The 11,643-nt window shown below is 54.0% G+C and carries 7 protein-coding genes and 1 tRNA gene; 3 read left to right on the top strand and 5 right to left on the bottom strand.

Annotated elements, in window-relative coordinates; genetic code table 11:
* Positions 1 to 52 precede the first annotated feature (52 nt).
* A complete protein-coding gene (cysK, locus tag Q4G72_RS14220) occupies positions 53 to 973 on the top strand; it encodes a cysteine synthase A (RefSeq protein WP_303312097.1) in 921 nt (306 codons plus the stop codon).
* Between the two features lie 173 nt (positions 974 to 1,146).
* Here cysK and Q4G72_RS14215 read toward each other — a convergent pair.
* The 4 genes from Q4G72_RS14215 to Q4G72_RS14200 all read right to left on the bottom strand — a co-directional run bounded on the left by Q4G72_RS14215 (position 1,147) and on the right by Q4G72_RS14200 (position 9,093).
* Positions 1,147 to 1,220: transfer RNA gene (locus Q4G72_RS14215), tRNA-Ala, on the bottom strand.
* Between the two features lie 145 nt (positions 1,221 to 1,365).
* A complete protein-coding gene (locus tag Q4G72_RS14210; protein WP_303312096.1) occupies positions 1,366 to 4,788 on the bottom strand; it encodes a TonB-dependent receptor in 3,423 nt (1,140 codons plus the stop codon).
* Between the two features lie 340 nt (positions 4,789 to 5,128).
* Positions 5,129 to 8,284 carry a TonB-dependent receptor gene (locus Q4G72_RS14205; RefSeq protein ID WP_303312095.1) on the bottom strand — a complete coding sequence of 1,052 codons (3,156 nt, stop codon included), beginning with the start codon at positions 8,282 to 8,284 and terminating at the stop codon, positions 5,129 to 5,131.
* 146 nt (positions 8,285 to 8,430) lie between these two features.
* On the bottom strand, positions 8,431 to 9,093 hold the full coding sequence (locus tag Q4G72_RS14200) for a C40 family peptidase (RefSeq protein WP_303312094.1): 663 nt from the start codon (positions 9,091 to 9,093) through the stop codon (positions 8,431 to 8,433).
* Positions 9,094 to 9,130: 37 nt separating this feature from the next.
* On the opposite strand from Q4G72_RS14200, the gene Q4G72_RS14195 reads away from it, so the two are divergent.
* Both Q4G72_RS14195 and Q4G72_RS14190 read left to right on the top strand, forming a co-directional pair.
* Entirely contained in the window at positions 9,131 to 10,543 is a 1,413-nt protein-coding gene (locus tag Q4G72_RS14195; RefSeq protein ID WP_303312093.1) for an FAD-binding oxidoreductase, read from the top strand.
* Positions 10,544 to 10,575: 32 nt separating this feature from the next.
* Positions 10,576 to 10,983 carry a sugar 3,4-ketoisomerase gene (locus Q4G72_RS14190; protein WP_303312092.1) on the top strand — a complete coding sequence of 136 codons (408 nt, stop codon included), beginning with the start codon at positions 10,576 to 10,578 and terminating at the stop codon, positions 10,981 to 10,983.
* A gap of 69 nt (positions 10,984 to 11,052) precedes the next feature.
* On the opposite strand, the gene Q4G72_RS14185 is transcribed toward Q4G72_RS14190, so the two are convergent.
* Positions 11,053 to 11,562: an acyl-CoA-binding protein gene (locus tag Q4G72_RS14185; protein WP_303312091.1), complete on the bottom strand. Its 510-nt coding sequence runs from the start codon at positions 11,560 to 11,562 to the stop codon at positions 11,053 to 11,055.
* Positions 11,563 to 11,643: the final 81 nt, after the last annotated feature.

The raw sequence follows: 11,643 nt of genomic DNA, 5'->3' as shown, positions 1-11,643 counted from the left end.
AGCGTTTTTATCCATTCTTCTATCTGACACCATTTACACTGAAGCATAGCTCATGAAAGTAAACACCATTCTGGATACTATTGGCAACACCCCGCTGTTGCGCCTGAACCGCCTCTTTGCACACCGCCCCGATGTAGAAGTCTGGATGAAGCTGGAACGTGCCAACCCCGGCGGTAGCATTAAAGACCGGATTTCTCTGGCCATGGTAGAGCAGGCAGAGCAGGATGGCACCCTCATCCAGGGGATGACCATTGTGGAGCCTACTTCCGGCAATACGGGCGTAGGGCTGGCTATGGTAGCGGCCGTGAAAGGCTACAAGATTACTATTGTCATGCCGGAATCGATGTCCATTGAGCGCCGCCGACTGATGGCTGCTTTCGGAGCCGAACTGGAACTAACTCCCCGCGAGAAAGGCACCAAAGGTGCTATCGAGCGGGCTCAGGAAATTGTTCAGAACACGCCTGGCACCTGGATGCCCATGCAGTTCGATAACCCGGCCAACGTGAAAGTCCATATCGAAACCACCGCCGCCGAAATTCTGCGGGATGCGCCCGATGGCTTCGACTATTATATTACGGGTGTAGGCACCGGTGGCCACCTCACCGGCGTGGCGGAGGTGCTCAAGCCAAAATTCCCTAACCTAAAAGTGTTTGCGGTAGAGCCGGAGCTTTCACCGGTTATCAGCGGTGGTGCACCAGGGCCGCATCCATTACAAGGTATCGGAGCTGGCTTTATTCCCGGAAACCTGCATCGGGAAGTGCTGGACGGCACCATTCAGATCAGCCAGCAGGAAGCTTATGACATGGCTCGGCGAGCCGCCCGCGAAGAGGGCTTGTTTGTAGGAGTATCCTCTGGGGCCTCCCTGGCAGCCGTTGCCAAAAAGCTAGAGGAAATTCCCCAGGGTGGCCGCGTCCTCACATTCTGTTACGATACCGGAGAGCGGTACCTGTCTGTAGAAGGGCTATTCGTTTAACTTCGTAAGGCACCCAATCTATTCGTTTGTTCCGGTACCTCTTCCCCACAAAAAAGCCTGACTTCATCGGTCAGGCTTTTTTTGTGGGAAGAGGCGTAGTATCAACTTCAATAGACCATTAAGTAAGAGCATAAAAAAAGCCTGACTGATGAAGTCAGGCTTTTAAAGAAAAGTGGAGAATATCGGAGTCGAACCGATGACCTCTTGCATGCCATGCAAGCGCTCTAGCCAGCTGAGCTAATCCCCCTTATTTCAAATACCAGCTGCCGAGAAGCATTTGGTGGTACAAAAGTACAGCCGATATCTGAATCTGCAAGCTCCAGGCTGCATTTTTTATAAAAAAAGAGGGCGGAGAAACCTCTCCGCCCTCTTAAAGTTACTAAGCCGTTGACTTAGTTGAAGATGTAGCGTAGGCCAACCTGACCCTGCCAGCGCGAGCCGATACCACCGGTATCGTCGCGGAAGGTGCGGGACAGAGGAACAGCAGAGTTTACCGTGGTAACACCATTTACCGTCGAGGTAGATGGGTTCGTCAGGTAACGGTACTCAAATACTGGCTGACCCTGAGCGTTGTAGCCATCAAACGTCAGTGGGTTAGTGCGGTTAGCCGTCTGGAAAGTACCCCAGTCTTTGTTGAGTAGGTTACCAACGTTGAAGATGTCAATGCTCAGCTGCAGCGTGTTGCGGTTTTCACCCATCTCGGTGAAGATATCTTGCAACAGACGTACGTCGAGGCGATTCTGCCATGGACGAACAGCACCGTTACGCTCCGCATATTCACCACGGTTCTGGCTCAGATACTTGTCCTGCTTGATGTAGTAATCCAGGTCAGCCCACTGCTGAGCAGCGGAGTAAACGCCACCACCCTGAGCAGCCGTCAGCGTAATGTCACGCAGGTTGATTTCGCTCTGGTTGCGGGGGATGTACATCAGGTCGTTCGACGTCTGGTTGTCGCCGTTCATGTCACCGGAGTACACATACGAGAAGCGACCGGCTGGAGCAGCCTCGAAGAACATGGAGAGCGTAGTGCCCAGGTGGCCCAGGTACTCCTTACGATACGACATCGAACCAATTACGCGGTGCTGCTGCAGGAACTGCGAGTAGCTCAGTGCTTCGGCGTTCGGGTCACCGGAGACGGAACGGTCACGCCAGATAGACTGGGCAATAGAGCCACCATCGTTTACCGAGCGAGCGTCCGAGTAAGTGTAAGCCGCGCTCAGGAACAGACCGCTGGTGAAGGCTTTCTGCAACTGGGCCGTAACAGCGTATGAATAACCCTTGTTGGTGTTCTTCATTACGATGGCATCACTGATGTTCGGGCGGGCAGCCGTGTTACCACCTTGGCTGCTTGGAACTGAACCGTAAATCTGGTAATTCCGGGTAGTAGACACGAGTCCGGCATTAGCGCCAGTCAGGGGTGCACCAAAAGTGTAGAAGATCGGACGATTGTCAGCACCGTTCGCACGAGCGAAAGGAGCACTCTCGCTGCCGGGCAGGTTCACGTTCTGATGGTATACAGCGTTCAGGTCGCGGGTGTAGAACGCTTCCAGCGTACCGATGATGCCACCGGGCAGCTCCTGGTCAACGGCCATGTTGGTGCGCCATACCTGTGGGAATTTGAAATCCTTATCCGTTACAGCCAGGTTATAGGCCGTGTTGGCCGAGGCATTCTTCGGAACATACGCAGTGACACTCGGGTCAAAAGGATAGATCGAAGCGTTGGGGTTAACCGTACCGTTAGACGAAGTAGTAGGTACCGAGCCAGCAGTGCTGAACGAGCCAAACTGCACACCATTGTTGCTGGCCTGGTTAGACAGCCATACAAACGGAACGCGGCCGGTGAAAATACCCGTACCACCGCGCAGCTGCGTTTTGCTGTCGCCGTTTACGTCCCAGTTGAAACCAACGCGGGGTGAAAGCAGCACGCGCTTCTCAGGTACTTCACCCGTGTTGATTTTTACACCATCACGGAAGGTTAGGGCAGCAACATTGGTATTCTGCTGCAGGTCAGAGGTCAGGAAAGGTAAGTCGGCGCGCAGGCCATACGTTACTTTCAGGTTATTAAGCGGCGACCATTCGTCCTGGGCATACAGGCCGAGCTGAGCAGCGGTGATTTCCGCGAAGGGGAAGCCGCCGGGCAGAGCCGAGTACTGCAGGTTGTAGCGGGCCGGACCCGGACGGGTTTCGCCAGCTGCCAACGGCGTGTAAGCACCTGTGCTACGGTCGTAGTTATATCCGGCCGAAGCGTAGAAATCCTCCAGCGAGTTGTAGGAGTAGTTACCGTAGTAGTTCGGAGCAAAACCGTTTTTGAACTTGTAGTACTCATTATAAGTACCCACCGTTACGTTGTGCTTGCCCAGGTAAGCCGTGAAGTTGTCACCAATCTGCGCTACATCCGAGTTCAGGATGTTGTTAGCCGAGAAGGGCTCGTAACCGAACGTCGTCAGGGAGTTTGAGGCTGTAATACCATTCAGACCGGCGCCGGTGCTACGGCCCACCTGGGTACCAATGTCAACCAGCGGGAAAATACCGCCGCTGCTTTCGCGGAAGTCGCGGAAAGCCGTGAAGCCAGCCGTCAGATTGTTCGAGTACTTACCACCACCCAAGGTGCTGTTCAATTCAGCAATGAACGAGTTCAGGTTGTTATTGATGGTGTAGTAAGAAGACGAGAAGGGCAGACCAAACTGCGACTGGGAGCGTTGGTTGTTGATAGCGCCCGAGGTGCTCGGAGGGATATCAGCATACGACTGCAACCAGTTGTACTTGATGTTGAAGCGGTGGTTCTGGGTAATGTTCCAGTCCAGCTTCACGGTAGCCTTGTCGCTGTTGGAGCGGAGCTGGTAGTTTTCAAAGTCACCAGCGCTGAAGCCATACTTATCCTGCAGGAACGTGCGCAGGGTTTCCAGGTCACGGGCCGATGCCTGCGAGGTCTGGGAGCCCACTGCCGGAGGCGTATCAGAGCGGTTAGCCGTGAAGTTGCCCGTCGGCGGGTCGTTACGACGTTCACGCTCGGCGTTTACGAAGAAGAATACTTTGTCCTTGATGATAGGGCCGCCAAAACGGAAGCCTTCGTTGTGCAGGCGGAACTTGGGGTAGTCCTGCTCAAAGTCGCCTACTTTGCGGCCTACCAGGGCCTGGTCGCGGTAGAAACCGTACAGCGAGCCAGTAAATTTGTTGGTGCCGGAACGGGTTACTACGTTAATGCCGGCGCCGGTGAACGAGCCCTGACGTACGTCGAAGGGAGCAATGCTTACCTGAATCTGGTCAATAGCATCCAGCGAGATAGGCTGAGCACCTGCCTGGCTACCTACTGTAGACTGCAGACCAAAGGCGTTGTTAAAAATAGCGCCGTCAATGGTCACGTTGTTAAAGCTGCTGCTACGGCCACCGAAGCTGTTGCCGTTTGATTGCGGCGTGAGACGGGTGTAGTCGCTCAAAGAGCGGTTAATCGTAGGCAGACGCTCAATCTGCTCGCGGGCTACCGTGGTAGCAGCACCCGTGCGGTCAGAATTGATAACTGGGTTCTGCTGACCGGTTACGGTCACGTTGCCCAGCTCCGTGGTAGCCTCGCTCAGGTTGATGTCTAAGCGCTGGTTCTGGCCCAGCGACAGAGATAAGCCTTCACGAGTCGCATCCTTGTAGCCAATAAAGGTTACCCGTACGGTGTACGGGCCACCTACGCGCATGTTTTGGATGTTGAAGCGGCCTTCCGAGTTGGTCGGGGCTACATACTGCGTGTTGGTGGGCGTGTGGATGGCAATAACCGTTGCCCCAGGAAGCCCGGCGCCAGCCTTGTCGGTAATAGTACCGTTCATGGCTGCTGTGGTTGTGCCTTGAGCCCAGCCAGTGTTACTAAAAGCCACCGCGAGCAACATCAGTATACTCAGACGGAGAAGAAGTGTTTTCATATGACGGTTTAAGTGAAAAACGGTACAAAAGTAGCAGGCTTATCGAAGTCTCACGCTATGAAGAGGTTAATAAAAGAAAATCATATTGTAAGGCCGGCCTCCGCTTTTGCCAAATACTTGCTCAGATGGATTTAAAGCGGGTTTTTATCTATCCGGGTAAAATCACATTTTTGGATTATAGATAAAAATAGTACAAAAAAAGGGCAGAGATTATTCTCTGCCCTTTTCATTCTGTGCGGTGAGGCGGTTAGTTGAAGCTATACCGTACACCAAATTGCCCCTGCCAACGTGAGGTAAAGCTGCTCACATCATAGGCTTTGCCTGTGGTGGGCGAGAAGGCATTGGGGAACGAGAAAGAAGGACGTCCCGATGCATCTACACTCTCCACTTTCAGCAGTTCGTAAGCGTTGTTGGTAACGAAGTACTGACGGCCCCAGTCTTTATTGAGCAGGTTGCCGGCGTTAATGATATCTAACGAAAGCTCCAGCGAGTTTTTCTTGCCGCCGGCCAAGAAGTTGAAATTCTGGGCAATACGGAAGTCAAACTGGTGGGTCCAGGGGGTACGGGCGGCATTGCGCTCCGCGTATTCACCCCGGTGCTTGCTTAGGTAGTCATCCTGGCTGATGAAGTAATCCAGGTCAGCCCAGATCTGGCTAGGAGTGCGGTTGTCGCCCGTAGGGGCTACCAACGAAATTTCACTCTCGTTGCGGGGGATGTAGAACAGGTCGTTGGAGAAAGCACCATCGTTGTTCAAATCCCGTCCCAACTGGCCGTATAGGTACGTGAACGGACGGCCAGACTGGCCTTCGTATACTACCGAAAGGGTAGTGGACATTTTATCACCGGCGTAGCTGAAGGTGTATCCACCTGTGCCCAAAATCCGGTGACGCAGATCAAACGTGGAGTACGACAGCGCCGGGTTGTTCGGGTCATCATTAATCTGGTTGAACTCCCAGTTAGAAAGCGCCGTGCTGCTCGTGCCGCTGTTGATGTCTTTCGACTCGCCATAGGTGTAAGCCAACGACGTGTTCAAACCACCTGCAAATGCCTTCTGCGCCTGCGCCGTCAGGTTGTAACGGTAGCCCTTGCTGGTGTTGTCCAGCAGCAGTACGTTAGTGAATGCCTGGTTTACCCGGCGGTCATTGGTGCTGGCAGCATACACCGGGCGGTTATCTGCGCCGGCCAGACGGCCAACGGGGGCCTTCAGGTTGATATCCTTATAGTAGATATCGTTCAGCGTCTTGGAGTAGATGCCTTCCAGGGTGAAGGTTACGTCGCCGGGCAGCTTGAAGTCAGCAGCCAGGTTAGAGCGCCATACCTGAGGAATCTTGAAATCTTTGCCGATAACGTTGATTTCAGTGGTTTTCACCGCGCCGCTAGCATACGTGCTGCTCAGTTTGGTGTAGTCTGGCTCAAACGCCAACGGAGCAGCGGTAGTGCTGCGCAGGTCAATGGTGCCCAGCGTCAGGCCGTTATTAGTGAAGCCGTTGGAAATCCAAACGTATGGAACCCGGCCGGTGAATACACCCGTACCACCACGTACCTGTACTTTGGAATCATTATTCACGTCCCAGTTAAAGCCCAGGCGGGGGGCCCACAGGAGCTCACCATTTGGTGTGTTGGACGTGCTGATATCCGAGCCGAAAGTCTTCTCCACCAGCGGATTGTTCGCGGGCTGATCAGCAAATACGGGTACATCCAGGCGCACACCAGCCGTGAGGCGCAGGTTGTCCAATACATTGTATTCGTCCTGAACATAGAAGCCCAGCTGTGCCGCAGTGAAACCAGCGTCTGGCAACGGGTTGTTGGGGTCCAGCGAGTAGGTAGCCCGTACGCGGCTAGGAGCGCCGTTTACAAAGTTGTTAATCGAGCTGAAATCGTAACGACCGTTCAGGTTGTTGATGAACAGGTTCCGGAACTTGAAGATTTCGTTGTGCGTGCCCAGCGTGAAGTTGTGCTTGCCAAACGTCTTGGTCACGTTGTCCGTCAGTTCGATGATGTCCTGGTCCAGCTCGTTGGCTACCGAGCTACGCTCGCTACCAACAAACAGCGTACGACCTTTGTCGCTGATCTGAGCCTGCGGGAAGATGCTGCCGGCTACATCACGGTTGTCACGGATACGGCCGTAGCTCAGGATGAGGTTGTTGCCAATCTCGCCGAACTTGCTGTTCAGCTCCAGTACTGTGCTGTTGGTTACGTTATTGAACACGTAAGCATTGTTGCCCAGTCGAATGCTGTTCGAGCTGCGCGACAAGTTGTCGTCGAAAGCCTGTACGAAGTTGTGACGCAGGGTCAGCTGGTTGTTGCTGTTGATGTTCCAGTCCAGACGAGCAAAGATCTTGTCGCTGTCGGTGCGGCGGGTATAGGCGCCGTAGTTACCGATATCGTAACCGTATTTTTCGCGGGTGCGCAGAGCCAGGGTATCCAGCTCACCCATGCGGAAGCGCGACTCTGAGGTGCCGGGCAGGAACAGCAGGGGCTCACGACGACGGGAAATTTCACCGTTGGCGAAGAAGAACAGTTTGTCTTTGATGATGGGACCACCAATCCGAACACCGGTCTGGTAGTTCGAGAAGTCCGCTGCTTTCGTGCGGGGCTCCGAAATGCTTTTACCCGTGGTGTTCTCATCACGGTAGAAACCATAGATAGAAGCAGACAGGTCGTTGGTGCCGGAACGGGTTACGGCGTTAATGCCACCGCCGGTGAAGTTGCCCAGCTTAACGTCGTAAGGAGCTACGTTTACCTGAATCTGGTCAATAGCATCCAGCGAGATAGGCTGCGTGCCTGCCTGGCCACCGGGAGTACCGCTGCCAGCCAGACCAAATACGTCGTTGTTTACCGCACCATCAATGGTGATGTTGTTAAAGCGGTTGTTGCTGCCGCCAATCGAGTTGCCGGAAGCCTGAGGCGTCAGACGGGTAAAGTCCTGGAGGGAACGGTTCAGGGTAGGCAGGCGCTGGATTTGCTCGCGCTGTACGCTGGTAGAAGCACCCGTGCGGCCAGAATTGATAACCAGGTCCTGCTGACCAGTAATGGTTACGCCACTCAACTGAGTGGTTTCTTCGCTCAGGTTGATGTCCAAACGCTGGTTCTGACCCAGGGCCAGCGAAAGACCTTCACGTACCGCTTCTTTGTAGCCAATGAAGGTTACCCGTACGGTGTAAGGGCCACCCACACGCATGTTCTGGATGTTGAAGCGACCCTCAGCGTTGGTGGGGGCCACATATTGTGTGTTGGTAGGGGTATGAACGGCTATTACCGTTGCCCCAGGCAAGCCTGCTCCAGCCTTGTCGGTAATAATACCGTTCATGGCTGCGGTGGTCGTGCCCTGGCTCCAACCCATCTGCGCCGATAGTACCATCAGCAGCAGTAGGAAGAGGTGGCGTAAACCTAAATTCTTCATAAAAAGGGTAATTGGTGAAAAATGAGGATGCCTTGAAAACGGATGCAAAAGTACGGAGCTCAGCCGGGGGAGATATTATCGAAATATTAACAATATGCCCCAGCTGCGCCCATACCACGATTTCGCCGCAAAGGTACGCCTAACAATTAGATTTTTGGACGTACCGCTCGAATAAAACGACTGAGATAATAGTCGGATTCTAAGCTATTTTCCACTACGCCTAAGGAGGTCGAGGAATGGATAAATTGCACTCCCTCAGCCGATACCTCCGTTACCAAACCCACATGAGTAATAGTACTACTGCCAGGCGATGCTCCAAAAAAAATCAGGTCGCCGGCCTGCAGTTCCTGCGGGCGAACGGGCGTGCCCCACAGAGCCTGCTCATTTGAGGAGCGCGGAATGGGTACCTGAATAGCATTAAAAGAAGCACAGAGTAGCCCGGAACAGTCCATCCCCATGCGGGTGGTGCCGCCATACTTATATGGTGTGCCCTGGTAGGAGCGGGCCGTTTCGATAACGGTGGTAATATCCCGGCTGGTAGGGCCCGTAGGCCCTTTGCGCTTGGCTACTACTTTGCTGCGCCCGGCCGGCGCATTACGTACAGTTTTGGTCTTGCGGGCCCCGCCCCGCCGGCGCTCCTCTGCTTTGATGCGCGCCATTTCGCGGGCTGATACATAGCGGCCGTTGCGGTAATTCACTTTTCGGGTGCTGTTGCAGCCCGTCAGAAACAGCACTAATGCCAGCACTGTATAGTAAAACCAATGAACCCGGAACGCCGAAACCTGTACCTTAGCAGAGTAATGCCTCATCGGGGCAAAGATAAGCGAGTTCCTCATCAAGCAGAAAATGTCTGAGTTTCAAATCATCACCCCGGCACTACTTGAGGCCTTTGAACGCATCGTAGGAAAGACGCATGTTCTCACGGCCCAGCGGGTGGAAGCCGACGTGTATGCCGACTATGGCCGGGACCATACAGAAGACCTGCATTTTGAGCCTGGGGTAGTACTTCGGCCCGCTAACGCCGAAGAGATAAGCCAGATTGTGCGGCTGTGCCACGAAAACTACCTGCCCATTACGCCACGCGGTGCCGGCACCGGGTTAAGCGGCGGTGCATTGCCGATACATAAAGGCGTAGTTATCAGTACCGAGCGCCTCAATAAAATCATTGAAATTGATGAGCGCAACCTGCAGGCAACGGTAGAGCCAGGGGTGGTAAATGAGGTATTCCAGAATGCGGTGAAAGAGGTCGGGCTATTTTATCCGCCCGACCCTGCCAGCAAGGGTAGCTGTTTCCTGGGCGGCAACCTGGCCCACAGCAGTGGTGGCCCCAAAGCCGTGAAGTATGGCACTACAAAGGACTATGTCCTAAACCTGCAAGTGGTGCTGCCAACCGGCGACATTATCTGGACAGCCGCCAATACACTGAAAAATTCCACCGGCTACAACCTCACGCAACTGATGGTTGGGTCAGAAGGTACACTGGGGATTATTACAAAGGTAGTTTTCCGCCTGCTGCCGTATCCGCAACATAATATCCTGATGCTGGTGCCTTTCCGGCGGGAGGAGCAGGCAGCCGAAGCCGTGGCGGCCGTGTTCCGGGCCGGTATCATTCCTTCCGGCATGGAGTTTATGGAGCGAGAGGCTATTGCCTGGTCCTCGGACTATCTGAAAATTCCCCTGACGCTGCCTGAGGACATTCGGGCCCACCTGCTAATCGAACTGGATGGGCAGGATTTGGATCAGCTTTACAAGGAAGCCGAGCAAGTATATGGGGTACTGGAAGGCTACGACGTAGGCGAAATCTTGCTGGCCGACAATGCCACCCAGAAAGACGAGCTGTGGAAAATCCGCCGCAACATCGGTAACTCAGTGCGCTACAACTCGGTCTATAAGGAAGAAGACACGGTAGTACCCCGTGCCGAGCTGCCCACCCTGCTGAGAGGAGTGAAAGAAATAGGTGCGCGCTACGGTTTCAAAAGCGTGTGTTACGGCCATGCCGGCGACGGTAACCTGCACGTGAACATTATCCGTGGTAACCTGACGGATGAGCAATGGAATGTGGGCCTGCGCCAGCCCATCAGTGAGATTTTTGAGCTTTGCGTGAAGCTGGGCGGGACCATCTCCGGGGAGCATGGCATCGGGCTGGTGCAGAAGGGCTATATAGGTATTGCGCTGAAAGAAGCTAACCTGAACCTGATGCGCGGTATCAAGCAGGTGTTCGATCCGCATGGTATTATGAACCCTGGCAAAATCTTTTAATCAACTGTGCTGCCTTCTCCTTCGCATTCTGCATGCTAGCTCCCCACCTCATCGATTTTTCGAAACTGGGGGAACCCGATATCGGCTTTATTTCCGTGGCCGAGGAAGGCCGGACGCTGCCCTTCGTGCCCAAGCGAACCTTCTGGACCTATCATACCCCAGAAACCATAGTGCGGGGTCGCCACGCACATTACAAAACAGAGCAGGTGCTGGTGGCGCTGTCCGGGCGCATCATTGTAGTTGTTGAGCGGCCCGATGGAGAACTACTGAGCTTTCGTCTCAACAGTCCGCATCAAGGCGTCTATATCCCGCCCAACAGCTGGCACACCATGCAGTACTCGGAAACGGCTATCCAACTCACGTTTGCTTCCGAGCTCTATGACGAAGCGGATTATATCCGCAGCTATGAGCTGTTCCGTGAAGTATGGGGTAAAAAATAAGCGCTGATCAACCGAAAATCGACCGATGCTGCACCTATGTTATTTGCTGGAAGGGAAATTCTAAATTCTTTATTGCTGCGTTTTCAGCTCGTCTTCGCCGCCGTAGGGTGCTCCGGCGTTCAGATTACCGCGCAGTCCTCCGGCTGAGATACCAGGCCCTTCCCGTTGAGCTTTTTCTGTCCCGGGGGAGGGTAGCTCATTCGCCGTTTGGTCGGTTACCTGGTCGCGAGTAGCCGGCTGGCCGCTACCCGTGAGCAGAACGGCTTCCTGATCCAGCGGGCCGGCTATTTCCAGCAACCGCTGAATGTATTGCCGCTTAGCTGCCTCCTCGCTCATGCCTTTGTATTTGCTCCAGGAATCCCATTGTGCCTGCGACATGCCTTTGGGCCCATCCGGGTTGTCGTGCTCGTCCACGTCAACTGTATCCGGTTGGTTATCATGGTCGCCTTGGGTAGCCTGTTTATATAAGCCGTAGAGTTCGGTCATATGCGGACCGGCCTGCTCCTGGGGAAGCCCATCTACCCGCGTTACCGCGGCTTCAAATTGCTGTTGTAAATCCATTTGTTGCTGCAGATTCATAGGAAGGAAAAGCTATAGAAGAGGATTATATAGAGCTGTACTCCCGGCTTAAACGTTTGGTTACGAGTGACGGCAGTACTT

It is taken from the genome of Hymenobacter sp. BT730 (genome assembly GCF_030542105.1).
GTDB lineage: Bacteria > Bacteroidota > Bacteroidia > Cytophagales > Hymenobacteraceae > Hymenobacter.
The sequence above is the reverse complement of the archived record's forward strand: the minus strand, read 5'-3'. Positions and strand labels throughout refer to the sequence as shown.